This window comes from Escherichia sp. 10290 (genome assembly GCF_030295155.1).
GTDB classification, from domain to species: Bacteria; Pseudomonadota; Gammaproteobacteria; order Enterobacterales; family Enterobacteriaceae; genus Escherichia; species Escherichia coli_F.
Genome location: NZ_AP025741.1, coordinates 5003744 through 5030203, shown reverse-complemented (window position 1 = coordinate 5030203; position 26460 = coordinate 5003744). Strand labels below are relative to the sequence as shown.

Sequence of the window (26460 nt, the reverse complement as noted above, 5' to 3'; positions counted from 1 at the left end):
CCGCCCGGGACGCCAGGAATGGTGATGTTTTCCTTTACTCACACACCTTTATTCTTTTTATGGATAGCTCGCCAACTTGCAGTAAAAATTGGGAAAAGCGCATGTTCATCATGAGATGTGGAGCCGAAAAGTGTTTCCGGAGTAATATTAACAGGCAGCATTTCATGTCTGGATTTAAAGATATAGGGGGAATTCCAATGGGTATCTTTTGTAGGATTCAACATATCATGTAAGCGCTGGGAGCTTACCACCATAACTGGCCCATCATCGACAGAGGAAAACAAGATAAAGATATTGTCGTTTTGTGTTAATTGCTTGGCGTTAAATGTTCTTAAATAATCGTCAACTTCTTTAAATATAGGTGATATATTATCACTGCGTATCCACTCTTTATAAAGATACCAGGCATTTTCTCTGATAATCTCATCCGATGATCGTAGAGCCTGATCGATAAGTTGGATAAAAAAATTATTATTTTGATCAATCAACCATTTATTCACACGAAATCTATTAATGAAAGTATTCATCTGTGTGACATCAAATTTCACCTTACTAAAACGATGTTGACGCATAAAAATATCGAACTTATCATCTTCATCATGATATAAATAGCTACGTATAATTGGATTGCTCACATAAGGATAATGACTAAATGTGTTTTTCATATTCTCAATAAAGTTTTTATTAACAATATTAAGAATTTTTAATTGTATCACCAGTTTGACTGCCAGAACGGATTTTAATTTCACTGCATTATCAGGCAACGTATTAATCATTTGGATAATGCCATTGATATAACCATCAAGATCTTCATTACCAAATATATCTGAGTAATCAATCGTTAATGCCAATTTCTCTGTAATGCAGTCTTTAAAATTCCCTGTCGACATTCGCACATTATCAAACATAACATTAGTCAGATTCGATTTAATAAATGATATTTCCTTATCAGAAAGAAAATATGCTCTGGTGAAGTGCGAAGCATAAAGATAACAATTATCGAAGTTTGAATTTTTAATCTGACATTCGCGAAAATTACTATGACCAAGTTGACTCTGCGAGAAGTCAACGGTATCAAGAATATTTTGGCTAAAATCAACACATTCGCCACTCGTTTTGAGAAAAATCACATTGTGTAAACGTCGACATTTAAATATGACATTATTAACTGTTGCCTTAGTAAAATTGCAATTCTCAATTTCTTTACATTCGAAAATTGCATGTTGTAGATTTGACGATAAAAAAGACACCTCCGAAATAACGTTACCTTTAAAATGGCAACTTGTTAAATCCAAATCAGACAGGTCGATATACCCCTGCGCATCTTTATCCATCAGAAAATCACAAGCACATTCTATTTCTTCATTTCTATAAAATTTTACGCTTATAATATCATTACTGATTGAGACTTCACGAAACATATTTATTGCATGATTTTTTTCGTTCCGTTGTTTTATATTTAAAAATATATCACTGATATAAATAAAATTTTCTCGATTTAAACCTGGCACCCCATTAAAATTACGTAGTAAATCAAGATCTAATTTATTATTTCCTTGCACCACATCATGTTTCATCAAAGAGTTATTGCCGCCAGAATTTGTGATATGACCTATCATAAAACCTCTGTATTACAGAAATAAAATAACCTGGAAAAGTAGCCTGAGCGTCCAGACACTACCGGCGAAAGGAAAAGAATCTCTGATATGGCATTGAGATAATGCACATTCTTAGTGAAGAAGAAGTGACGTACTATAAAAAATCGCTCATATCCCAGGAAAGAAGCACAAAAAAAGGTGCGCCAGGAGACGCACCAGTTGTTGCAAAATCAGCACTGTGGGGCGTAATTACCCCTTGCCTTTTACACTGCTGATAAAGGTGGAACGGGCAGATGTTGACCCCAGGCGTTCAGCTTCATCAAGCAGTTTTAACGCCTTATCAACATCACCTTTCGCGACAGCGTTTTTGATCGCGGTATTAAAATAACTTTCCGTGTCGTTGAGCATCGGCTCGCTTTTCTTCACCGGTGCCGGAGCGGGTGCGGCCACTGCTGGTGCTGCCGTGTTGCCTACCGTAACCGGAGCAGGCGCGGAAGAACCAAATAGAGGCCCCACCAACACGCTGGAACTGGAGTTCGTTTTCACTTTCAGTTTCAGTAAGCCATCGGTGGTATGACGAGCAACCGGATCGGGAATATCCGGGATCGAGTTACCGACGCCTTTGGCATAGGCTTTTGCCGGGTCGAGCAGTTGGGTCGTCTGCTGGAGATCTTTTTCCGTGGTAAAGACCAGTACATAAAGTTTCTGCTGCCCCAACGCCGGTGTCAGGCGCATAACGCCTTCCAGACGGTCTGCACTCATCACGCCTGGTTCCTGGTAGGTGAAATAACTGCTGGGGAAGAAGGCTGATGGGGTCATGTTCTGATCAAGAATCAGCACGTTCGGCGCAAATACGCTGGTTTGTTTGTTCACTTCGCTGGTCAGCGTTAGTGTCAGTTCGCCAATGTTTGCCGGGACGCTGTACGCAGCAACCGGACCACTGATGCCGGGGACTTTCAGTTGTTGGCCGCCGGTCGCCAGTTGGGTGGTCTGGGTTTTAGATTGATCGACCGGTGTCCAGGTGAGTTGTTGCAGCGCGGCAGATGGAATGGCTGGCGCGTCGCTGGTGTTTTGCGGTACGTAGTTAACATCGGCAAGGCTGATTCCAGGCGCGCTTGCCAGCAACCCTGCTGATAAACAGAGGGCGATGAGACTTTTATTCATTTTCATTGTTTTCACCTCAAAATCTGGAGTTCAGCGGTAGCCAGGCAATAGCGCGCCAAACCCGATAATCAGAGGGGCTTTCGCCCCTTTCAGATAATGACAACCTGTTTTTATGCCGGATGCGGCGCGAACGCCTTATCCGGCCTACATTTGACAGCCGTTGTAGGCCTGATAAGACGCGCAAGCGTCGCATCAGGCGCTGATTGCCGGAAGCGGCGCGAACGCCTTATCCGGCCCAGGTTTTGCTATTACCACCAGATTTCCATCTGGGCACCGAAGGTCCACTCGTCGCTGTCGCCACGTCCGAAGCTGCCGCCGTTGAAATCAGCTGGAACAGCTTTGCCGTAGTATGGGTTGGTTGAAGAGCTACCGTTGTAGTCGTAACCCCATTTCTCATCCCACTTGGCGTAGGTTGCGAAGACACGAATAGCCGGGCGTGACCAGATGCTGTCGCCAGCTTGCCATTGTTGTGCGAGGGTAATTTTGTACTGATTGTTCTTGTCACCAGTGCGCTGGGATTCGACGTTGTCGTAGCCGATTTCCATCACGGTGCTCATGATTGGCGTCCACTTGTACATCGGGCGAATACCAACGGTCCACCATTTGGTGCCGTTGTCGTTATCCCAGTTGATATCCTGGTACATACCCACGTACATCATGTCCCAGTTGTCGCCCATGGAGATCGCACCGTGGTCGAGGATACGAAGCATGTGACCGTTGTTATTGATATTGTAGGCGAATTTCTCGTTATCAAACGCAACGCCAGAACCCTGCGACAGACCTTTACCCTGTGAGGTCATCGAGTCAGTAGCGTACTGAACAACAAACTTGTTAAAGCCCTTCAGGACACTCTGAGTATGTTCTGCAGTGAATAACCAGCCATCTTTCGATGCACCATCAACCAGACGATAGTTATCACGCAGATTGGCACGACCGTAGTCGACACCCAGCTCTAACGTGCCGCCCGGGTTGATTTCCATCTGCGCTAAACGTACGTCGAATACGTCGTTCGCGGTTTCGTTGGTATAGTCATAAATATTATTGCTGGCGAAAGAGGAAGAACCACCAGCTTCAGAGGAACGGGTTGCTGCCAGAGAGAGTTTACCAAACCCAACATCGATGTTTTCCAGACCGGCACCAGGACCAGAAATATCCCAGTAGTAGAAGTCGATCATATGAACGTCATGACGTTGGTAGAAACGCTTACCTGCCCAGATGGTGGAGCCTGGCAGCCATTCAATCAGGTTTTTACCCTGCACGTTTGCTTCACGGAAGGCTGGATCGGTAGCTTCCCAGTCATTTTGTTGCGCGACGGAATAGGCCACGTTAGTGTCGAAATAGAAGCTCTTATCGCCTTCTTTCCACACTTCCTGACCCAATTTTAATTCAGCATAAGTTTCACATTCGTTGCCAAGACGGTATTTACTTTGAGCACCGGTAGTCTGGAAACACTGTTGTTCGCCGCCGCTACCTGTCCAGCCAATACCGGAACGTGCATAGCCGTGGAAATCAACAGCCATTGCCTGAGCAGACATTACGCCCGCTGCGACGGCAACCGCCAGAGGAAGTTTGCGCAGAGTAATCATCATTCTATCTCCTGAGTCATTGCTTTTCTTTTTTCACATCACCTGTGACAGGCTTTGTGTGTTTTGTGGGGTGCTTAAACGCCCGGCTCCTTATGCAGTCGACGACATGCAGTGCCATCCTCACGGAACAGATGGCAACGCTCTGGCGGCAGACCGATAGCGAATGTGGCACCTTCTTCTACCAACACCACGTCGTTCTGGCGGTACACCAGGTTTTGACGAATGGAAGGGATCTGGATATGGATTTGAGTTTCGTTGCCGAGCTGCTCGACGACCTGAACTTCACCCTCAAGGATGACGTCAGCGATATCACTCGGCAGTAGATGTTCCGGGCGAATACCCAGCGACATATTGGCTCCAACCTGGACATCACGGCTTTCAACCGGCAGCCAGACTTGCTGACGATTCGGCATCGGCAGTTCCACCTGCACTTGATCGATTGCGGTGGCGGTCACTTTTACCGGCAGGAAGTTCATCTTTGGCGAACCGATGAATCCGGCGACAAAGCGGTCTGCCGGATAGTGGTACAGCTCCAGCGGTTTCCCAACCTGCGCCACGCGACCGGCGTCCAGTACCACGATTTTGTCGGCCAGCGTCATCGCTTCGACCTGATCGTGGGTGACATAAATCATTGTGCGGCCCAGGCGTTTATGCAGACGGGAGATTTCGATACGCATTTGCACACGCAGTGCAGCATCGAGATTGGAGAGCGGTTCATCGAGCAAAAATACACTTGGCTCGGCCACCAGCGTACGGCCAATCGCCACACGCTGACGCTGACCACCAGAGAGCGCTTTCGGTTTGCGATCCAGCAAATGCGCCAGTTGCAGCACTTCCGCCACCTGGTTGACGCGTTGGTTAATCACCTCTTTTTTTGCGCCTGCCAGTTTCAGGCCAAATGACATGTTTTCTGCTACTGACAGGTGGGGATAGAGCGCGTAAGACTGGAACACCATACCAACGCCGCGTTCTGCTGGCGGAGTGTCATTCATCCGTTTCTCACCGATGAACAGGTCGCCGCTGGTGATCGTCTCAAGCCCGGCAATCATGCGCAGTAAAGTCGATTTTCCGCAGCCAGACGGCCCGACAAACACCACGAATTCACCTTCATGGATGTCGAGATTGATATCTTTCGATACCACGACCTCGCCCCAGGCTTTCGTTACATTTTGCAGCTGTACGCTCGCCATGCCCTTCTCCCTTTGTTACAACCTGTCATCGACAGCAACATTCATGATGGGCTGACTATGCGTCATCAGAAGATGGCTTAAATCCTCCACCCCCTGGCTTTTTTATGGGGGAGGAGGCGGGAGGATGAGAACGCGGCTTCTGTGAACTAACCCGAGACCATGTAAGGAATTTCGTGAAGTTGCTTGCAAAAATCGTGGCGATTTTATGTGCGCATCTCCACATTACCGCCAATTCTGTAACAGAGATCACACAAAGCAACGGAGGGGCGTAGGGGCAAGGAGGATGGAAAGAGGTTGCCGTATAAAGAAACTAGAGTCCGTTTAGGTGTTTTCACGAGCACTTCACCAACAAGGACCATAGATTATGAAAATAAAAACAGGTGCACGCATCCTCGCATTATCCGCATTAACGACGATGATGTTTTCCGCCTCGGCTCTCGCCAAAATCGAAGAAGGTAAACTGGTAATCTGGATTAACGGCGACAAAGGCTACAACGGCCTCGCTGAAGTCGGTAAGAAATTCGAGAAAGATACCGGAATTAAAGTCACCGTTGAGCATCCGGATAAACTGGAAGAGAAATTCCCTCAGGTTGCGGCAACTGGCGATGGCCCTGACATTATCTTCTGGGCGCACGACCGCTTTGGTGGCTACGCTCAATCTGGCCTGTTGGCTGAAATCACCCCAGACAAAGCGTTCCAGGACAAGCTGTATCCGTTTACCTGGGATGCCGTACGTTACAACGGCAAGCTGATTGCTTACCCAATTTCTGTCGAAGCGTTATCGCTGATTTATAACAAAGATCTGCTGCCGAACCCGCCAAAAACATGGGAAGAGATCCCAGCGCTGGATAAAGAACTGAAAGCGAAAGGTAAGAGCGCGCTAATGTTCAACCTGCAAGAACCGTACTTCACCTGGCCGCTGATTGCTGCTGACGGGGGTTATGCGTTCAAGTACGAAAACGGCAAGTACGACATTAAAGACGTGGGCGTGGATAACGCTGGCGCGAAAGCGGGTCTGACCTTCCTGGTTGACCTGATTAAAAACAAACACATGAATGCGGACACCGATTACTCCATCGCAGAAGCCGCCTTTAATAAAGGCGAAACAGCGATGACCATCAACGGCCCGTGGGCATGGTCCAACATCGACACCAGCAAAGTGAATTATGGTGTAACGGTACTGCCGACCTTTAAGGGCCAGCCATCCAAACCGTTCGTGGGCGTACTGAGCGCGGGTATTAACGCCGCCAGTCCGAACAAAGAGCTGGCGAAAGAGTTCCTCGAAAACTATCTGCTGACTGACGAAGGCCTGGAAGCGGTTAATAAAGATAAACCGCTGGGTGCAGTAGCGCTGAAGTCCTATCAGGATGAACTTGCGAAAGATCCTCGTATTGCCGCCACCATGGATAACGCTCAGAAAGGTGAAATTATGCCGAATATCCCGCAGATGTCCGCTTTCTGGTATGCCGTGCGTACTGCCGTGATCAACGCCGCCAGCGGTCGTCAGACTGTGGATGCAGCGCTGAAAGATGCACAGACTCGTATCACCAAGTAATGCAGTGAAATGCCGGATGCGGCGTAAACGCCTTATCCGGCCTACAAAACCGAAACGTATGTAGGCCTGATAAGACGCGTCAGCGTCGCATCAGGCAGTTGTTGTCGGATAAGGCGTAAATGCTTTATCTGTCCTGGAATGAGGAAGAACCCCATGGATGTCATTAAAAAGAAACATTGGTGGCAAAGCGACGCGCTGAAATGGTCAGTGTTAGGTCTGCTCGGCCTGCTGGTGGGTTACCTTGTTGTTTTAATGTACGCACAAGGGGAATACCTGTTCGCCATTACCACGCTGATATTGAGTTCAGCGGGGCTCTATATTTTCGCCAATCGTAAAGCCTACGCCTGGCGCTATGTCTATCCGGGAATGGCTGGGATGGGGCTATTCGTCCTTTTCCCTCTGGTCTGCACCATCGCCATTGCCTTCACCAACTACAGCAGCACTAACCAGCTGACTTTTGAACGTGCGCAGGAAGTGTTGTTAGATCGCTCCTGGCAAGCAGGCAAAACCTATAACTTTGGTCTTTACCCGGCGGGCGATGAGTGGCAACTGGCGCTCAGCGACGGCGAAACTGGCAAAAATTACCTCTCCGACGCGTTTAAATTTGGCGGCGAGCAAAAACTGCAACTAAAAGAAACAGCCGCCCAGCCTGAAGGCGAGCGCGCGAATCTGCGTGTGATTACCCAGAATCGTCAGGCACTGAGTGACATTACTGCCATTCTGCCGGATGGCAACAAAGTGATGATGAGCTCCCTGCGCCAGTTTTCTGGCACGCAGCCGCTCTACACACTCGACGGTGACGGCACGCTGACGAATAACCAGAGCGGTGTGAAATATCGGCCGAATAACCAAATTGGTTTTTACCAGTCCATTACCGCCGACGGCAACTGGGGCGATGAAAAGTTAAGCCCCGGTTACACCGTGACCACCGGCTGGAAAAACTTTACCCGCGTCTTCACCGACGAAGGCATTCAGAAACCGTTCCTCGCCATTTTCGTCTGGACCGTGGTGTTCTCGCTAATCACCGTCTTTTTAACAGTGGCAGTCGGCATGGTTCTGGCGTGTCTGGTGCAGTGGGAAGCGTTGCGCGGCAAAGCGGTCTATCGTGTCCTGCTGATTCTGCCCTACGCGGTGCCATCGTTTATTTCAATCTTGATTTTCAAAGGGTTGTTTAACCAGAGCTTCGGTGAAATCAACATGATGTTGAGCACGCTATTTGGCGTGAAGCCTGCCTGGTTTAGCGATCCGACCACTGCCCGCACGATGCTGATTATCGTCAACACCTGGCTGGGTTATCCGTACATGATGATCCTCTGCATGGGCTTGTTGAAAGCGATTCCGGACGATCTGTATGAAGCCTCAGCAATGGATGGCGCAGGTCCATTCCAGAACTTCTTTAAAATTACGCTGCCGCTGCTGATTAAGCCGCTCACACCGCTAATGATCGCCAGCTTCGCCTTTAACTTTAACAACTTCGTGCTGATTCAACTGTTAACTAACGGCGGCCCGGATCGTCTTGGCACTACCACGCCAGCCGGTTATACCGACCTGCTCGTTAACTACACCTACCGCATCGCCTTTGAAGGCGGCGGTGGTCAGGACTTCGGTCTGGCGGCGGCAATTGCCACGCTGATCTTCCTGCTGGTGGGTGCGCTGGCGATCGTCAACCTGAAAGCCACGCGAATGAAGTTTGATTAAGGGAGATAACAAAAATGGCAATGGTCCAACCGAAATCGCAAAAAGCACGTTTGTTTATTACTCATCTGCTACTGCTACTTTTTATCGCGGCGATTATGTTCCCGCTGCTGATGGTCGTCGCTATCTCTCTGCGTCAGGGGAACTTCGCGACTGGTAGCCTGATCCCGGAACAAATCTCCTGGGATCACTGGAAACTGGCGTTAGGTTTTAGCGTTGAACAGGCTGATGGGCGCATTACGCCACCGCCGTTCCCGGTACTGCTGTGGCTGTGGAACTCAGTAAAGGTCGCCGGAATTTCCGCGATTGGCATTGTTGCGCTCTCCACCACCTGCGCCTACGCTTTCGCCCGTATGCGCTTTCCTGGCAAAGCGACACTGCTGAAAGGCATGCTGATTTTCCAGATGTTCCCGGCGGTGCTTTCACTGGTAGCGTTGTATGCGTTATTTGATCGTTTGGGTGAGTACATTCCATTCATCGGCCTGAATACTCACGGCGGCGTAATCTTCGCGTACCTGGGGGGGATTGCGCTGCATGTCTGGACCATCAAAGGCTATTTCGAAACCATCGACAGTTCGCTGGAAGAAGCGGCGGCGCTGGATGGTGCAACACCGTGGCAGGCCTTCCGCCTTGTCCTGTTGCCGCTGTCAGTGCCGATTCTGGCGGTGGTGTTCATCCTGTCGTTTATCGCTGCCATTACTGAAGTTCCGGTCGCGTCGTTGTTACTGCGTGACGTAAACAGCTACACCCTGGCCGTGGGAATGCAGCAATACCTCAACCCGCAAAACTACCTGTGGGGTGACTTTGCCGCCGCTGCCGTGATGTCTGCATTACCGATCACCATCGTCTTCTTGCTGGCTCAACGCTGGCTGGTCAACGGACTGACGGCAGGTGGTGTGAAAGGTTAAAGATGTTGTTCTGCCAATGTTATGCCGCTACACCCTCAACTTACGTTATCCCAACTTGTGACTGTTATTCGGCGCTCTATGGAGCGCCTTTTTTTACTCCCGCTTCAGCCGTTTCGAATTACACAGCCATAAGGTGATCACCAGTAGCAGGATCGCTGCCGAGTAGATCAACACATCCAGTGGTGATTTATGATCGACGATGATCAAGCGCACAATGGCGGTGATCCCGATATAGACAAAATAACGTAAGGGAAAGTGAAAACCGGACTGAAAGTACTTCACAATCAGCGCGATAAATTCGAAATAGAGAAAGTAAACCACCAGCCCTTCCACCAGCTCATATTTGCTGGCTTGTTCTGGCGCGAACAGCACATCAGCCAGATGCACCGTTTCTTTGCCGAGGAAGACAACCAAAATCAGGCCGAGACACAACAGGCCAAGATTGAGAACGGTCTGCAAAATGGTGGAGATAAACTCCACGCGCGGACGAGAGAGTGACGTCATAGCAGTACCTCCTTCACAATGGCGAGGTTCCTGTATAACCCAAAAATGTGACGGAGATCTATATTTTTTGTGTATGTTTTGTTCAGATCGATTAAATGGGCATCTCCCAACCAACGCCGGATGCGGCGTGAACGCCTTATCCGTCCTACCCGTAGGCCGGATAAGCCGCGCCTGGCGGCGCATCCGGCAAGACAAACCGCACCATAGCCTGTAATGCAAAAATCACCCATTCAGGTGATTCCCAGCCACCAGCAATGCGCGAAAAATCGACAATGTTCCTCTGGAACAAATGAAACGTAACCTGATAAAGGTGGTAAAAATGAAGCCTTATTTTGCTGCTTTGATGTTATCAGTCTCTGTCCTTCCTGCTTATGCTGGTCCGCTCGGTACTGCTGATAAAGCCGACCTACCGCAAAGCAATGTCTCCAGCCCAATGATGGCCCAGTCGCTCAGGCAACCAGACCTGCAACCAATATCGACGGACAGGAAAACAGAATGTTTTCGCCTTTACACACCAGATCGCAAACCGGGGGTGAACTGCGTTCCTGATGGCTCGACAGGCCATTAAGAATGAAGGTGCCAGTGAGTGCGAAAACTGGCACCTTTCCTCTGACTTAGCGGAAATTGACGCTTCGGTCGCTGGTCATGTCATACAACTGGAACTTACGCCCAAGTTGCTGACCACCGTCACGCGTCAGCGGCGTCCAGCCAATTGCCGCTCGGCTACGAGTCGGGCCAGACGAGAAGAGATCCAACGGTACAGAGATATACACGCCTTTGGTGAAGTCCCCTTCGCCGTACTCCTCTTTCGAAACATTCGTGATCGTGGCATACCCACCCACTACCACGCCGCTGTCAAAGCGTTTGGCGATTTCCAGCGTGCCGCCTTTATCCCCTGCCAGATATTGCCCGACGCTGGCTTTCACTAACACATCCTGAGCGAAAGATGGCGTCCAGTAGGCGGTCAAATGACCAGTTTTCACGCTGTAATCGGTGAATTTCATCATATCTTTCGCGCTACGCCAGTCGCGCTGTTTAACGTAGTTAGCATCCAGACCAAACGCCCAGTTGCTATCCAGCGGGCGATACAACACCTCTGCCCCCGCGCCGCCAAACATGGTTTCGAGATAACCACCGTAGACCTGACCGTAGAAGCCGTTGCCCAGATGCTGGAAATAGTTGGCTTGCAGGTTATTCACATAGACATCATTCTGCACATACTCACGCACATGGGTACGAACGCGCGGTAAGTGCGAGTCCTGCGGTGGATTGGTGTAATTAAACTTGTCGTAATTGTTCGCCAGGTTAGCAAACAGGCTACCGGTGGTCAGCAGATGGTCCGTCAGCCACAAATCCGCCGTTCCCATCACGCCCAACTGGTACATGTAAAAGTTTTCCGGGCCCCCGACCGACTGGTTCAGCACCGGATCGATATGGAAATCAAAGCGTGATTTGTCGATATACCAGCCCTGCTCGGTGGACGCAGGAACTACCGGCTCGACGCGTTTTTGCGCCAGCGTCGTTTCGTGGCCCAACGGCTCTCCGGCAAGATGATTTTTCAGGCTGGCGACATCCGTTTCCGTCGTCACCTGCGGCATGTTAAGGCGATTTTCTGTAACGCGGATCGTCTTGATCCCCTCCGGCAGATCGTTCATCACGATCCGATTAGCACGGATGATCCCTTCACGCGAATCACGATATTTCACCTGCTCACCGGTGACGTACAGCGTATCGCCTTTCGTCTGGATCTGCGGATCGGCCAGTCCGGCGTTGTATTTCAACAGCGTTAACTGATTCGCCACCACCGAATGCTGCAAAATGGCATCCTGTGGTTGCGGTTGATATTGCGGACGGGCGTTATCATTGTAGGACGGGCGTAGATCGTTAAAGTTGGTACGCAGCGTGACGCCAAACATAAAGGTGTTACCGCGTTCATAGCTAAGGTTAACGTCGGCCCAATCGGTAACGCGATAAATCGCCCCGACGTTAAACTTACTTTTTTGCTCCAGCTTCCCGGCAAAATCCTGCTGATAATTATTGCCTTCATACTCCAGTTTCAGACGCAGCGGCTGCCAGGACGTCTGGTATTCCACGCCGCCAAACAGTGAGGCCGGACCGTGGAACATCTGGCTGCCGTCGATAGATCCCGCTTGTTTGTAGCTGTTATCGCGATAGCAATATTTGTCACTGGCTGAACAGAGCGGATTTTTCACGTTACCGCTGGTGCCCAGATATCCCCAGCCCAGGCCGAGCGTAAAATCGAATGGCCCCCAGGCTTTGCTGGCGACAAGATATTCCGCATCGAACAGCCCCGTACCGCCGATATCCCGCGCACCAACCGCCACCTGTGGCAGCCAGTAACTCTCTTCCCATAAACGCAGTTTGAGATCGAAGGCTTTATCTTTATACGTTTGATCACCAGAGAACGCTTCGACGCTGCTGTACTGCCGAGTGCGCACGTCGGTATAACGCAGCGTTGTTTCCAGCCACGGGAAGAGTTGCACTGAAGCTGAGTAATAACGGTACTGATCGTTATCGCGATAGTTCAGACTCAACTCCCCTTCCCGCGCCATGCGCGCGGTAGGTGTTTGTAATAATCCTACACCACCGAAATCCGATTGCGACGGACCAATGGGCGCAGGATATGTTTCGCCGTAGCAAGCTGTGCTAATGCCCAGCGCCAGTAAGCTAAGCAGATGTCTTTTTTTCATTATTGCGGTATCCGCTGCGTCAGAGTCTGAAGAATGTCAGCGTTAAGGGCATCAGGTGTCTCACTCCAGACGGAGTCCGCGAGGCCAACATAAATAATGCTGCCGGGCATCGGCTCTACGTGACGCTTGTTCCAGTAAGCCACCGGCGCTTTTTGCGTGCGTCCGTCCGGGTAAACCACCCACGCGTAGCTGCGATCCGCACCGCTGAGCAGGCTCTGGTCAGAGAGATAGCTCGCCACGTCGCGACCGGGAGTGAATGACTGCTTGCCTGGACGACTGATAAGCCCGAACAACGTGACCGTGGACGGCGGTGGTCCGACCCACAGCGTGTAGTTGCCCTGCAACGGCGGGTTACCGCGTTCGGCAACGCGCACGATATCAGAATCAAGATTGATTTTTTGTCTGCCCGTCACCTTCAACGCCTGAATTTGCTGGCGTAAGGCGTTAATGGCGGCAGCATCGTCGGCGCTGGAATCTGCAGCCAGTTCTGCCAGCCGTGTCAGCAACGCCTGCTGCTGACGCAATGCAGCCGCCGTTGCTAGCTCTTCGCTAATCACCGCTCCGGGCCACCAACTGTTTGCGAGCCGCGGTTGACCCACCAGATCAATTAAATGCTCTGCGCCTGTCAGCGTTTTGGCCTCATTGCTGCCATTGCTGAACACTTTGACGGTGCCTGCCGCAAAGACCGATGACGCTCCCACGCTCATAATCAACGCAGCAATAGTTTGTTTAATCATTGTTTTGCCGCCTTGATGAGAGTGGTTTTCACCGGGAAATAATCCGCGCCGAGATACTGTTCCGACTGGCGAATTTGCCCTTCGCTGTCGATCCAATAGCGGTTATGCCAGCGCGCCTGGTCGGTGGAGACTTCTTCGTCCAGCACACGAACCGGAGTTTCATCGCTACCGACTTTGACGGTATCGGTGCCATCCCATTTGAAAACCGAGCGTGCGGTGGCGTAGCGCACCTGCTGGTACTCGGTCCAGCCCATCGTGCGCGTCCAGGTTGCGCCATCAACAATTTGTGCGGGTTTTATCAGCGGGTCGGCGGCAAGGTTATTCACTTCAATCAGGTTATCGCCGCCAAGCAAAGTCTTCACCAGACGACCATGTTGTGTGACGAGAGTGGCCTGATCCTGAGTGACCCATTTTTGTTGTCCATCTTCAGCGAAGGCCAGCACCACAAACAACTGCGGCCCGCCATTAAGCTGCATGTACTGGCTGGCGTAGGGCATATTTTGAATATCATCGTCCGTCAGCTGTACGCCTGGCGTACCGAACAGACTGTCCCACAGTGAATTGCCCAGCTCTTTAGTCGTGGCTGAACAGGCCTGTAATAGCAGGCAGATAAGAATGAGTGCAGGTCGCTTCACGACTCTTCTCCAGAGGGGCAGAATAACCACACCGGAGTGTGGTTATGGTTAATCCCCGTCATACTTCAAGCCACAGATGCGATGACTCAAATTATTTTGGGGATACATACTTTATTACTGGGTACTGGTGGTCGTGGTTGTTGTGGTCCCGGTATTAGAACCATCACCGCCACCGGTTGCCGCGAGCGCGACACCCACCGCCGAGCTTACGGTGCTGACGCTGGTTGCGGAGGAGCTACCCGCCGAAACCGACGTTGCTGCAGACCCTGCCGCTTCGCCCACCTGTACAGGTGCAGCCCACGCAGAAGTCGCCGCAAGCGCAGATATGGCAAAAATGCCATACAGAACTTTTTTCATAACAATTTCCCTTCATTGAATGAATGGAGATTTACCCAAAAACATTTCGGGCGGGATCGAGTATACACAACTAAAGCATGCGAATTACGGCGCGGAGAATTAGTGATGGGGTTTTAGGATAATTGGAATGAATATCAAATATAAGCTTCAGCTTATATATAAATAACACTAAAAATCATAAGCTTAAAATAAAAATAAAAGTAATTAATCTGCGTATTTTCCGAAATCAATCATGATTAAAAATCTATTTTAGGATTAACCTCACGGTATGATTTTCGTTAAATCACAGACAAGGGGATTTATCTGATAAAACAATGCCGACTTATAGTCGGCATTGTTATTAAGGTTATTTAATTAACCGCGCCACGCTTTATAGCGGTTAATCAGACCATTGGTCGAGCTATCGTGGCTGCTGATTTCTTTGTCATCTTTCAGCTCTGGCAGAATACGGTTCGCCAGCTGTTTACCCAGCTCCACGCCCCACTGGTCGAAGGTGAAGATGTTCAGGATCACGCCCTGAGTAAAGATTTTGTGCTCATACAGCGCAATCAACGCACCCAGGCTGAACGGAGTGATTTCGCGCAGCAGGATAGAGTTGGTTGGGCGGTTACCTTCGAACACTTTGAACGGTACCACGTAGTCAAGCGTTGCCGGATCTTTACCCTGATCGCGATATTCCTGCTCAACCACTTCGCGGGATTTACCAAACGCCAGCGCTTCGGTCTGAGCGAAGAAGTTAGACAGCAGTTTCTGGTGATGATCAGAGAGCGGGTTATGGGTGATAGCCGGGGCGATGAAATCGCACGGCACCATCTTCGTACCCTGGTGGATCAGCTGGTAGAACGCGTGCTGACCGTTCGTGCCAGGTTCACCCCAGATAATCGGGCCAGTCTGGTAATCCACAACGTTACCGTTACGGTCTACATACTTACCGTTGGACTCCATATTGCCCTGCTGGAAGTACGCTGCGAAACGGTGCATATACTGGTCGTACGGCAGAATCGCTTCAGTTTCCGCGCCAAAGAAATTGTTGTACCAGATGCCGATCAGCGCCAGCAGTACAGGCAGGTTTTTCTCTGCAGGTGTGGTGGAGAAATGCTTGTCCATCGCGTGTGCGCCGGAAAGCAGTTCAACGAAGTTATCAAAGCCGATGGAGAGAACAATCGACAAGCCAATCGCTGACCATAAAGAGTAACGACCGCCGACCCAGTCCCAGAACTCGAACATGTTGGCGGTATCAATACCAAACTCACCAACGGCTTTGGCATTGGTTGAGAGCGCCGCAAAGTGTTTCGCAACGTGTTTCTCATCACCTGCCGCTTTCAGGAACCAGTCACGCGCGCTATGGGCGTTGGTCATGGTTTCCTGAGTGGTGAAGGTTTTAGATGCTACCAGGAACAGCGTGGTTTCCGGGTTTACTTTTTTCAGCACTTCCGCGATGTGAGTTCCATCGACGTTAGAAACAAAGTGCATGTTCAGGTGATTTTTGTACGGACGCAGTGCTTCGGTCACCATGTACGGCCCGAGGTCAGAACCGCCGATCCCGATGTTCACTACGTCAGTGATTGCTTTGCCGGTATAGCCTTTCCACTCACCGGAAATAATCGCTTCCGAGAAGGTTTTCATCTTCTCCAGCACGGCGTTAACTTCCGGCATGACATCTTTGCCATCAACCAGAATCGGGGTATTGCTACGGTTACGCAACGCTACGTGCAGTACGGCGCGGTTTTCAGTGCGGTTGATCTTCTCGCCAGAGAACATCGACTTAATCGCACTCGCCAGATCGCACTCTTTCGCCAGATCCTGTAATTTCGCCAGCGTCTCTTCAGTGATGCGGTTTTTGGAGTAATCCACCAGCATCTGATCGTCGAAGGTTGCGGAGAACTTAGAAAAACGATCGCCGTCTTTAGCAAAAAGATCGGCGATCGTAACGTCTTTCATTTCATCGAAGTGTTTCTGTAGTGCCTGCCAGGCCGCGGTCTGCGTTGGATTGATGTTTTTCATTAGCAATACTCTTCTGATTTTGAGAATTGTGACTTTGGAAGATTGTAGCGCCAGTCACAGAAAAATGTGATGGTTTTAGTGCCGTTAGCGTAATGTTGAGTGTAAACCCTTAGCGCGATGAAGCATTTATTAGTTGAACTACTGACCGCCAGGAGTGGATGAAAAATCCGCATGACCCCATCGTTGACAACCGCCCCGCTCACCCTTTATTTATAAATGTACTACCTGCGCTAGCGCAGGCCAGAAGAGGCGCGTTGCCCAAGTAACGGTGTTGGAGGAGCCAGTCCTGTGATAACACCTGAGGGGGTGCATCGCCGAGGTGATTGAACGGCTGGCCACGTTCATCATCGGCTACAGGGGCTGAATCCCCTGGGTTGTCACCAGAAGCGTTCGCAGTCGGGCGTTTCGCAAGTGGTGGAGCACTTCTGGGTGAAAATAGTAGCGAAGTATCGCTCTGCGCCCACCCGTCTTCCGCTCTTCCCTTGTGCCAAGGCTGAAAATGGATCCCCTGACACGAGGTAGTTATGTCTGAAATTGTTGTCTCCAAATTTGGCGGTACCAGCGTAGCTGATTTTGACGCGATGAACCGCAGCGCTGATATTGTCCTTTCTGATGCCAACGTACGTTTAGTTGTCCTCTCAGCTTCTGCTGGTATCACTAATCTGCTGGTCGCTTTAGCTGAAGGACTGGAACCTGGCGAGCGATTCGAAAAACTCGACGCAATCCGCAATATCCAGTTTGCCATTCTGGAACGTCTGCGTTACCCGAACGTTATTCGTGAAGAGATTGAACGTCTGCTGGAGAACATTACTGTTCTGGCAGAAGCGGCGGCGCTGGCAACGTCTCCGGCGCTGACAGATGAACTGGTCAGCCACGGCGAGCTGATGTCGACCCTGCTGTTTGTTGAGATCCTGCGCGAACGCGATATTCAGGCACAGTGGTTTGATGTACGTAAAGTGATGCGTACTAATGACCGATTTGGTCGTGCAGAGCCAGACGTAGCCGCGCTGGCGGAACTGACCGCGCTGCAGCTGCTCCCGCGCCTCAATGAAGGCTTAGTGATCACCCAAGGATTTATCGGCAGCGAAAGTAAAGGTCGTACAACGACGCTTGGCCGTGGAGGCAGCGATTATACGGCAGCCTTGCTGGCGGAGGCTTTACACGCTTCTCGTGTTGATATCTGGACCGATGTCCCAGGCATCTACACCACCGATCCACGCGTGGTCACCGCAGCAAAACGCATTGATGAAATCGCGTTTGCCGAAGCGGCAGAGATGGCAACTTTTGGTGCAAAAGTACTGCATCCGGCAACGTTGCTACCCGCAGTACGCAGCGATATTCCGGTGTTTGTCGGCTCCAGTAAAGACCCACGCGCAGGTGGTACGCTGGTGTGCAATAAAACTGAAAATCCGCCGCTGTTCCGCGCCCTGGCGCTTCGTCGTAATCAGACTCTGCTCACTTTGCACAGCCTGAATATGCTGCATTCTCGCGGTTTCCTCGCGGAAGTTTTCGGCATTCTCGCGCGGCATAATATTTCGGTGGATCTCATCACCACCTCCGAAGTGAGCGTGGCGTTGACACTTGATACCACCGGTTCCACCTCCACTGGCGATACATTGCTGACGCAATCCCTGCTGATGGAGCTGTCTGCACTATGCCGGGTAGAAGTGGAAGAAGGTCTGGCACTGGTCGCGTTAATTGGTAATGACCTGTCAAAAGCCTGCGGCGTTGGCAAAGAGGTATTTGGCGTACTGGAACCGTTTAACATCCGCATGATTTGCTACGGCGCATCCAGCCATAACCTGTGCTTCCTGGTGCCCGGCGAAGATGCCGAGCAGGTGGTGCAGAAGCTGCATTTTAATTTGTTTGAGTAAACACAGTATGGCCCGAAAGACATTATTTCGGGCCGTATGTTTTTCTTGTCATTATGCCCATCAATAAACGAGTCTATTTCCTGTTAACCAGCATCTTTATCTGAGAATAATTACCTTTAATTTTTTATCTGCATCTCTAGCTAATTATCGAGAGAGATAAATATTTAAGAGAAGGCAAAATGAATATTATCAGTTCTGCTCGCAAAGGAATTCCCGTACACTGAACTCTCCGGCTCACTGAGGGCACCATCATGGCACTCCCCCGTATTACCCAAAAAGAGATGACTGAACGCGAGCAGCGCGAACTAAAAACATTGCTGGATCGCGCGCGGATTGCGCATGGTCGCGTACTGACCAACTCCGAAACCAACAGCATCAAGAAAGAGTACATCGATAAATTAATGGTTGAGCGTGAGGCTGAAGCAAAAAAAGCCCGCCAGTTGAAGAAAAAGCAGGCTTATAAACCGGATCCTGAAGCGTCGTTTAGCTGGTCGGCAAATACGTCAACACGCGGCAGGCGTTAATCAACGCCCCTTCTTTTTGCGCCCCGGCGAGGTGAAACGTTTACCGTTGGACGCCGGGCGACCACCTTTTTCCGCCGTTTTTTCCATCTTAACGACTGGACGTTTGATGCCCGCCGTTTTCGGTTTGGCTTTCGCTTTAGGTTTTGCCTCGGAAGAGGAATTTTCGATGAGTTTAAAGAGGTCGATTAACTCATCGTCGGTTAAATCGCGCCACTCCCCCAGCGGAATGCCGCTTAAGCTGACGTTCATAATGCGCGTACGCTCCAGCTTTTTCACTTCGTAACCAAAGTGCTCGCACATGCGACGGATCTGACGGTTCAGTCCCTGCACCAGGGTAATGCGAAAAACAAACGGCGCTTCTTTTTTGACTTTGCACTTTTTCGTCACCGTCCCGAGGATCGGCACCCCCGCCCCCATACCACGAATAAACTCATCGGTGACTGGTTTATCAACCGTGACCAGGTACTCTTTCTCATGGTCGTTACCTGCACGGAGGATTTTATTCACCAGATCGCCGTGATTGGTGAGGAAAATCAGCCCCTGGGAATCTTTATCCAGGCGGCCAATCGGGAACACGCGTTTGCTGTGGTTAACAAAATCGACAATGTTATCGCGCTCGCCATCTTCGGTGGTGCTGACAATACCGACGGGCTTGTTCAGGGCGATAAGTACCAAATCTTCGGCTTCCCGAGGCTCAATCAACTGACCATTTACTTTCACAACGTCGCCGGGTTTCACCTGATCGCCAATGGTGGCTCGCTTGCCATTAAGGAACACATTGCCTTGCTCGATATAGCGATCCGCTTCGCGGCGTGAGCAAATTCCGCTTTCGCTGATGTATTTATTTAAACGGACTGATGAGTCGGGCAGCATAAATTCTCCTGTAAAAAACGGAATATACCGTACCTTTGGGTTGATAAAAAATAGTCATGAGCGAACTATTTGTTATTTCCATTGGCTTGAATTCGTTACCTGCTCAAATCACTTTCCAGAAGCAATGTGCGACATCGTGAGCCATGTCAGTAAGCGATTAAAATCACAGTGATAGCATGCCTCCCGTGATTTCTTACTAACCGGAGAAGTAATGGAACTGCTTTTATTGAGTAACTCGACGCTGCCGGGTAAAGCCTGGCTGGAACACGCGCTGCCGCTGATTGCTGAACAGTTGCAGGGTCGCCGTTCAGCGGTATTTATTCCTTTCGCGGGCGTAACGCAGACCTGGGATGATTACACAGCGAAAACGGCTGCGGTTCTCGCTCCGCTGGGTGTTTCTGTCACCGGTATTCATAGCGTTGTCGATCCCGTTGCCGCGATTGAAAATGCTGAGATCGTGATTGTCGGCGGCGGTAATACTTTCCAGTTGCTGAAACAGTGCCGCGAGCGCGGGCTGCTGACACCAATTACTGACGTGGTGAAACGTGGCGCGCTGTATATTGGCTGGAGCGCAGGCGCTAACCTTGCTTGCCCAACCATTCGTACCACCAACGATATGCCGATTGTCGATCCGCAAGGTTTCGATGCGCTAAATCTGTTCCCGCTGCAAATCAACCCGCACTTCACCAACGCGCTGCCGGAAGGCCATAAAGGTGAAACCCGTGAGCAGCGTATTCGCGAACTGCTGGTCGTCGCGCCAGAACTGACGATTATTGGTCTGCCGGAAGGTAACTGGATCACAGTAAGTAAAGGTCACGCTACGCTGGGTGGCCCGAACACCACTTATGTGTTTAAGGCTGGTGAAGAAGCGGTGCCGCTGGAAGCGGGTCACCGTTTTTAAGTGAATTGCCGGATGCATGATCCGGCATCTTGTACATAGTGCCTGATGCGACGCTTTACGCGTCTTATCAGGCCTACAGGGGCACGGTATTAATACTCGTCCCGTCCTTCATCTTCATCCGGCTGTTCCAGCACACTGTAAGCCACCGAACAAAACAGCGAGTTCAGACGCTGCATATCTCCCAGTAAGCCTAAATGAAGCGAACTGGTTTCAATGCTCTGCACGTTTTGCTGATGCAGGCGATCGACGTGGGCGTGGGAATAGCGGCGATTAAGAATGCGAAAACGATGTTTGCTGCGGCGCAAACGACGGGCGCTGGTAACATCGCCAGAGAAGAAAACCGACATTGCCAGTTTTAAATTACTGAGCAATTGCTCATAGAGCGCATCCAGTTCCTTCAAGCCATCAAGCGAAAATGCTCGCCTTGCAGCCAGCGATTTGTCGGCAATTTCACTCCCCATGCGCTCGACGATATCGGAGGCCTGTTCAAGGTTGAGCGACATTTCGATGATCTCCGCCCAGCGGCGCGACTCTTCTTCTGCCAGTTCCTCTTTTGGCATTCGCGCCAGATACAGCTTAATGGCGGTATAGAGAACATTGATATCATCTGCCAACTTACGCAGCTCTTTCTCCTGCCGTGGCTCGCCGTGCATCACTTTATTCAACCCTTCCATCATCTGTTCCATGGCGTCGCCAATGCGCAGGGTTTCGCGGGCAGCGTTCGCCAGAGCAAGCGTGGGCGTATCTAGCGCGCTGACATCCAGATGTTTAGGCCGTAGCTGGGTATCCAGTTCCGGTTCATCGCGAATAATCGTTTTGCAAAACCGTGCCATCGGGTCAACAAATGGCAGCATGACCAGGCAGCGTACAAGGTTGTAGAAGACGTGGAAATAGATCACCAGTTCCGCTTTTGGCAATGACAACTTCCCCATTGTCTCTGCCAGCAAATGAACAAACGGCAGGATAATCAGGCTACCCACCAGCTTAAACAGCAGACTACCCAGCGCGACACGGCGGGCTGCGGCATTGGCGGCACTGTTGTTGAGCATCGCCAGCAGGCCGGAACCGAGGTTAGCACCAATCACCAGACAGAGCGCCACCGGGAAGGAGATAATGCCTGCGGCGGTCAGAGTCGCGGTCAGCAGTACAGCAGCAAGGCTGGAGTAGCTGATAATGGCGAACATCGCGCCAATCAGCGCATCCAGCAGAATATCGCCGGTTAGCGAGGCAAAGATCACCTGAACGCCGTTTGCCTGGGTGATCGGCGTTACGGCCTGCACAATCAATTCCAGCGCCAGTAAAATCAGCCCAAGACCAATACCGACACGGCCTAGTTGCCCGGCGCGTGACTGTTTGCGGCCGAGGAAAAAAATCACGCCGATAAAAATAAGTAACGGTGACAGCCAGGATAAGTCGAAGGTGAGAATACGCGCCATTAGCGCCGTCCCGACATCTGCACCCAGCACAATCACCAGCGCAGGCGCGAGAGCAACCAGATCCTGGGCGACAAACGAGGTCACCAGCATGGTGGTGGCATTACTGCTCTGCACCAGTGCTGTAACGCCGATCCCCGCGCAAAAGGCAAGCGGCTTCTTTTCGACGCTTCGGCTAAGAACAGTACGCAAACGCGCGCCGAAGACGCGCATTACGCCGGTTCGAACAATATGAGTCCCCCAGACCAGCAGGGCGACGGCAGAAAGCAGGTGAAGCAGCGTTAACACGAGTTCAGGTTCTCCTTATCGTTATATGTTCCTGAAGCAATTGAATGACCAAAGGACCGGAAACACGCTGACTGGCATCTTTACTGTGCCTTTTGACCTTCGTTTTTCCGGCTAAGATTATTCCAGCCTGATTCCAGTATAAGTGTTTCATATTAATAAAGAGACAGGGCACTCATTGAGCGCCCTGTTTGTTGTAAGGAAAAGTGACAGATTTGTGAATCAGTCCGCGTCATACCCCAGATTCGGTGCCAGCCAGCGTTCAACATCTGAGACGCTCATACCTTTACGGCGGGCATAGTCTTCGACCTGGTCGCGCTGAATTTGCGCTACCGCGTAATACTTGCTGTCCGGGTGGCTGAAGTACCAACCCGAAACCGATGCACCGGGCCACATGGCGAAAGATTCTGTAAGTTTCATGCCGGTATGTTTTTCCACTTCCAGCAACTCCCAGATGGTGGCTTTTTCCGTATGTTCCGGGCAGGCCGGGTAGCCTGGTGCCGGGCGGATTCCCTGATAGTTTTCGCGGATCAGCTCTTCGTTGCTGAGGTTCTCGTTCGGCGCATAGCCCCAGTAGACTTTACGCACACGCTCATGGAGATACTCCGCAAAGGCTTCGGCTAAACGGTCGGCAAGCGCTTTCACCATGATTTTGTTGTAATCATCGTGCTGTGCTTCAAAGGCATCAGCCAGTGCGTCCTCTTCCAGTCCGCCAGTCACGGCAAATGCGCCGATGTAATCTGCTTTACCAGAAAGCTTCGGCGCAACGAAGTCAGCGAGACAGTAGTTAGCGAAGCCCGTTTTTTCGGTCTGTTGACGCAGATGGTGGCTGACGTTGATCACATGGGTACGCGTTTCGTCACGGTAGATTTCAATGTCATCGCCCACACGGTTTGCCGGGAACAGCCCCACCACGCCACGCGGATTCAGCGTTTTCTCGGCGCTTAATTTATCCAGCATGTCGTTGGCGTCTTTAAACAGCCGCTGCGCCTCTTCACCCACCACTTCATCTTCCAGAATGCGCGGATACTTCCCAGCCAGTGACCAGGTCATAAAGAACGGCGTCCAGTCGATGTAATTACGCAGCGTTTCGATGCTGGCTTCCACTTCCTGCACGCCGAGACGGTGCGCCACCGGCGGCGTATAAGCCTGCCAGTCAAAAGCGAAGTCGTTATCGCGCGCCGCTTCCAGCGTGACTGGCGGTGTGCGCGGTTTCTTGCGCCCATGTTGAATACGTACGGTTTCGTACTCTTTACGGGTACGAGCGACAAAATCATCACGCTGAGTGTCAGAAAGCAGCGCCGCCACCACACCAACGGTGCGTGAGGCGTTCTGCACATACACCGTCGGGCCACTGTAGTTTTGCTCGATTTTCACCGCCGTGTGCGCTTTAGAGGTGGTCGCGCCGCCGATCAGTAACGGAATGGTGAAACCCTGACGCTCCATCTCTTTCGCCACGTTAACCATTTCATCCAGCGACGGCGTGATCAATCCTGAAAGGCCAATCAAATCAGCATTCACTTCTTTGGCGGTACGGAGAATTTTTTCCGCAGGCACCATCACGCCGAGATCAACAATTTCGTAGTTGTTACATTGCAGCACCACGCCAACGATATTTTTACCGATATCGTGGACGTCGCCCTTCACTGTAGCGATCACCATCTTGCCGTTGGTTTTGCCCTGCTCTTTGCTGGCTTCAATAAACGGTTCGAGATACGCCACCGCCTGTTTCATGACGCGCGCCGATTTCACCACCTGCGGCAGGAACATTTTCCCTTCGCCAAACAGATCGCCGACCACGTTCATGCCGTCCATCAACGGGCCTTCAATCACTTCAATCGGGCGCGTAGCCTGCTGGCGGGCTTCTTCGGTATCCTGCTCGATAAACTCGGTAATGCCTTTGACCAACGAGTATTCCAGACGTTTATTCACTTCCCACGAGCGCCACTCCGCCTGCTGGGCGTTAGCGGTGTCGTCGGTTTTGCTGCCGCGATATTTCTCGGCAAGCTCCAGTAAACGCTCGGTGCCATCGTCGCGACGATTAAGAATCACATCTTCCACCGCGTCGCGCAGTTCAGCGGGTAGGTCGTCGTAAATCGCCAGTTGCCCGGCGTTGACGATCCCCATATCCATGCCATTGCGAATAGCGTAGTAGAGGAACACCGCGTGAATGGCTTCGCGCACCGGATCGTTGCCACGGAATGAGAACGAAACGTTAGAAACGCCGCCGGAAATCAGCGCGTGCGGCAGTTCACGTTTGATGTCTTCACACGCGCCGATAAAGTCCTGCGCGTAGTTGTTGTGCTCTTCAATGCCAGTTGCGACCGCGAAGATGTTCGGGTCAAAGATGATATCTTCTGGCGGGAAGCCAACCTCTTCGGTGAGGATTTTGTACGCCCGACGGCAAATCTCGATTTTCCGTGCGCGGGTATCGGCCTGGCCCTGTTCGTCAAAGGCCATCACCACGACTGCCGCACCGTAGCGACGCAACAGTTTCGCGTGATGAATAAAGGCATCGACGCCCTCTTTCATCGAGATAGAGTTAACAATGCCTTTGCCCTGGATACACTTCAGACCTTTTTCAATGACCTCCCATTTTGAGGAGTCGATCATAATCGGCACGCGAGCGATATCCGGTTCACCGGCAATCAGATTGAGAAAACGCACCATCGCCGCTTCGGCGTCGAGCATCCCTTCATCCATGTTGATATCGATAATCTGCGCACCGTTTTCCACCTGCTGACGCGCCACATCCAGCGCCTCGCTGTATTTCTCTTCTTTGATCAGGCGCTTGAACTTAGCGGAACCGGTGACGTTGGTGCGTTCACCCACGTTCACAAACAGGCTATCGTCGCCAATGTTCAGCGGCTCCAGGCCAGACAAACGGCAGGCTACGGGAATTTCCGGCAGTTTGCGCGGCGCTAATCCTTCTACAGCACGACTCATCGCTGCAATATGTTGTGGCGTGGTGCCACAGCAGCCGCCGACGATATTGAGAAAGCCCGCTTGTGCCCATTCACGTATTTGTTTTGCCATCGTGTCGGCGTCGAGATCGTATTCACCAAAGGCGTTGGGCAGCCCGGCGTTCGGGTGCGCGGTGACGTAGCATTCCGCAATCCGTGACAGCTCCTGCACGTACTGGCGCAGTTCATCTGGCCCCAGCGCACAGTTCAGGCCGAAAGTCAGGGCTTCGGCGTGGCGCAATGAGTTGTAAAATGCTTCGGTGGTCTGCCCGGAGAGCGTGCGCCCGGAGGCGTCGGTGATGGTGCCGGAGATCATAATCGGCAGCTCAACGCCCAGCGCTTCAAACTCCGTTTTCACCGCAAAGACCGCCGCTTTGGCGTTAAGGGTGTCGAAAACGGTTTCAATCAGGATCAGGTCCGCACCACCTTCCACCAGCGCTTTGGTGGATTCACGATAGGCCGCCACCAGCTGGTCAAAAGTGATGTTGCGGAATGCCGGATCGTTGACGTCCGGAGAAATAGACGCCGTGCGATTGGTTGGGCCGAGAACGCCGGCAACATAGCGCGGTTTCTCCGGCGTACGGGCGGTCCACTCGTCAGCACAGGCACGCGCCAGCTTCGCCGCCGCAAAGTTGATTTCCGCCGACAGGGATTCCATCTGGTAATCCGCCATCGCAATGGTCGTGGAGTTGAAGGTGTTGGTTTCGATGATATCCGCACCCGCTTCAAAGTAGGCGTTGTGGATAGCGGCGATCACTTCCGGTTTGCTGAGCACCAGTAGGTCGTTGTTGCCTTTGAGATCGCATGGCCAGTCGGCAAAGCGTTCACCACGAAAATCGGCTTCGTTCAGTCGATAGCTCTGGATCATAGTGCCCATACCGCCGTCCAGCACCAGAATACGTTCATTTAACTGCGCACGCAGTTGTTCCACTTTGCTGCTCACACTTGCTCCCGACACGCTCA

The 26460-nt window shown here is 51.3% G+C and carries 21 protein-coding genes and 1 riboswitch; of the genes, 7 read left to right on the top strand and 14 right to left on the bottom strand.

Annotated elements, in window-relative coordinates; genetic code table 11:
- Nucleotides 1–38: 38 nt before the first annotated feature.
- The 4 genes from QUE74_RS25040 to malK all read right to left on the bottom strand — a co-directional run bounded on the left by QUE74_RS25040 (nucleotide 39) and on the right by malK (nucleotide 5538).
- Nucleotides 39–1619 carry a SopA family protein gene (locus tag QUE74_RS25040; RefSeq protein ID WP_000579102.1) on the bottom strand — a complete coding sequence of 527 codons (1581 nt, stop codon included), beginning with the start codon at nucleotides 1617–1619 and terminating at the stop codon, nucleotides 39–41.
- Between the two features lie 228 nt (nucleotides 1620–1847).
- Nucleotides 1848–2768, bottom strand: a complete 921-nt coding sequence (gene malM, locus QUE74_RS25035; RefSeq protein ID WP_001355073.1) for a maltose operon protein MalM — start codon at nucleotides 2766–2768, stop codon at nucleotides 1848–1850.
- A gap of 242 nt (nucleotides 2769–3010) precedes the next feature.
- Nucleotides 3011–4351, bottom strand: a complete 1341-nt coding sequence (lamB, locus tag QUE74_RS25030; protein ID WP_000973662.1) for a maltoporin LamB — start codon at nucleotides 4349–4351, stop codon at nucleotides 3011–3013.
- A 71-nt stretch (nucleotides 4352–4422) separates the two neighbouring features.
- Nucleotides 4423–5538: a maltose/maltodextrin ABC transporter ATP-binding protein MalK gene (gene malK / locus QUE74_RS25025; RefSeq protein ID WP_000179165.1), complete on the bottom strand. Its 1116-nt coding sequence runs from the start codon at nucleotides 5536–5538 to the stop codon at nucleotides 4423–4425.
- A gap of 364 nt (nucleotides 5539–5902) precedes the next feature.
- On the opposite strand from malK, the gene malE reads away from it, so the two are divergent.
- The 3 genes from malE (at nucleotide 5903) to malG (ending at nucleotide 9696) form a co-directional block, all read left to right on the top strand.
- Nucleotides 5903–7093: a maltose/maltodextrin ABC transporter substrate-binding protein MalE gene (malE, locus tag QUE74_RS25020; protein ID WP_000695398.1), complete on the top strand. Its 1191-nt coding sequence runs from the start codon at nucleotides 5903–5905 to the stop codon at nucleotides 7091–7093.
- 153 nt (nucleotides 7094–7246) lie between these two features.
- On the top strand, nucleotides 7247–8791 hold the full coding sequence (gene malF, locus QUE74_RS25015; RefSeq protein WP_001355072.1) for a maltose ABC transporter permease MalF: 1545 nt from the start codon (nucleotides 7247–7249) through the stop codon (nucleotides 8789–8791).
- Nucleotides 8792–8805: 14 nt separating this feature from the next.
- On the top strand, nucleotides 8806–9696 hold the full coding sequence (gene malG / locus QUE74_RS25010) for a maltose ABC transporter permease MalG (protein WP_001252058.1): 891 nt from the start codon (nucleotides 8806–8808) through the stop codon (nucleotides 9694–9696).
- Between the two features lie 93 nt (nucleotides 9697–9789).
- On the opposite strand, the gene psiE is transcribed toward malG, so the two are convergent.
- Complete coding sequence (gene psiE, locus QUE74_RS25005) at nucleotides 9790–10200, bottom strand: phosphate-starvation-inducible protein PsiE (protein ID WP_000202899.1); 411 nt, start codon at nucleotides 10198–10200, stop codon at nucleotides 9790–9792.
- A gap of 145 nt (nucleotides 10201–10345) precedes the next feature.
- Nucleotides 10346–10489 carry a hypothetical protein gene (locus QUE74_RS25000; protein ID WP_000487760.1) on the bottom strand — a complete coding sequence of 48 codons (144 nt, stop codon included), beginning with the start codon at nucleotides 10487–10489 and terminating at the stop codon, nucleotides 10346–10348.
- Between QUE74_RS25000 and QUE74_RS24995 the strand changes: the two genes are divergently transcribed.
- Nucleotides 10490–10768 carry a periplasmic protein gene (locus QUE74_RS24995; protein ID WP_001295279.1) on the top strand — a complete coding sequence of 93 codons (279 nt, stop codon included), beginning with the start codon at nucleotides 10490–10492 and terminating at the stop codon, nucleotides 10766–10768.
- Nucleotides 10769–10814: 46 nt separating this feature from the next.
- Here the strand turns inward: QUE74_RS24995 and QUE74_RS24990 are convergent, their stop codons facing one another.
- The 5 genes from QUE74_RS24990 to pgi all read right to left on the bottom strand — a co-directional run bounded on the left by QUE74_RS24990 (nucleotide 10815) and on the right by pgi (nucleotide 16644).
- A complete protein-coding gene (locus QUE74_RS24990; RefSeq protein WP_000745789.1) occupies nucleotides 10815–12911 on the bottom strand; it encodes a YjbH domain-containing protein in 2097 nt (698 codons plus the stop codon).
- The gene (locus QUE74_RS24985) at nucleotides 12911–13648 is read right to left on the bottom strand and encodes a capsule biosynthesis GfcC family protein (RefSeq protein ID WP_000595512.1); all 738 of its coding nucleotides are present in this window, start codon (nucleotides 13646–13648) and stop codon (nucleotides 12911–12913) included. Before QUE74_RS24985 ends, QUE74_RS24990 begins: the two co-directional genes overlap by 1 nt.
- On the bottom strand, nucleotides 13645–14283 hold the full coding sequence (locus QUE74_RS24980; RefSeq protein ID WP_001296632.1) for a YjbF family lipoprotein: 639 nt from the start codon (nucleotides 14281–14283) through the stop codon (nucleotides 13645–13647). Before QUE74_RS24980 ends, QUE74_RS24985 begins: the two co-directional genes overlap by 4 nt.
- A 114-nt stretch (nucleotides 14284–14397) precedes the next feature.
- Nucleotides 14398–14640: an exopolysaccharide production protein YjbE gene (gene yjbE, locus QUE74_RS24975; RefSeq protein ID WP_000757333.1), complete on the bottom strand. Its 243-nt coding sequence runs from the start codon at nucleotides 14638–14640 to the stop codon at nucleotides 14398–14400.
- Between the two features lie 354 nt (nucleotides 14641–14994).
- On the bottom strand, nucleotides 14995–16644 hold the full coding sequence (gene pgi / locus QUE74_RS24970) for a glucose-6-phosphate isomerase (RefSeq protein WP_000790001.1): 1650 nt from the start codon (nucleotides 16642–16644) through the stop codon (nucleotides 14995–14997).
- A gap of 236 nt (nucleotides 16645–16880) precedes the next feature.
- Nucleotides 16881–17077: riboswitch (Lysine riboswitch) on the top strand.
- Between the two features lie 91 nt (nucleotides 17078–17168).
- Between pgi and lysC the strand changes: the two genes are divergently transcribed.
- A complete protein-coding gene (gene lysC, locus QUE74_RS24965; RefSeq protein WP_001290305.1) occupies nucleotides 17169–18518 on the top strand; it encodes a lysine-sensitive aspartokinase 3 in 1350 nt (449 codons plus the stop codon).
- Nucleotides 18519–18769: 251 nt separating this feature from the next.
- A complete protein-coding gene (locus tag QUE74_RS24960) occupies nucleotides 18770–19042 on the top strand; it encodes a YjbD family protein (protein ID WP_001207638.1) in 273 nt (90 codons plus the stop codon).
- Here the strand turns inward: QUE74_RS24960 and rluF are convergent, their stop codons facing one another.
- Nucleotides 19043–19915, bottom strand: coding sequence for a 23S rRNA pseudouridine(2604) synthase RluF (gene rluF / locus QUE74_RS24955; RefSeq protein ID WP_000936380.1), 873 nt, complete (start codon nucleotides 19913–19915; stop codon nucleotides 19043–19045).
- A gap of 211 nt (nucleotides 19916–20126) precedes the next feature.
- Between rluF and pepE the strand changes: the two genes are divergently transcribed.
- Nucleotides 20127–20816, top strand: a complete 690-nt coding sequence (gene pepE / locus QUE74_RS24950; protein WP_000421766.1) for a dipeptidase PepE — start codon at nucleotides 20127–20129, stop codon at nucleotides 20814–20816.
- A gap of 89 nt (nucleotides 20817–20905) precedes the next feature.
- Here pepE and QUE74_RS24945 read toward each other — a convergent pair whose 3' ends face one another.
- Both QUE74_RS24945 and metH read right to left on the bottom strand, forming a co-directional pair.
- Entirely contained in the window at nucleotides 20906–22537 is a 1632-nt protein-coding gene (locus tag QUE74_RS24945; RefSeq protein WP_000956830.1) for a Na/Pi cotransporter family protein, read from the bottom strand.
- A 219-nt stretch (nucleotides 22538–22756) separates the two neighbouring features.
- On the bottom strand, nucleotides 22757–26440 hold the full coding sequence (gene metH, locus QUE74_RS24940) for a methionine synthase (protein ID WP_000096046.1): 3684 nt from the start codon (nucleotides 26438–26440) through the stop codon (nucleotides 22757–22759).
- Nucleotides 26441–26460 lie beyond the last annotated feature (20 nt).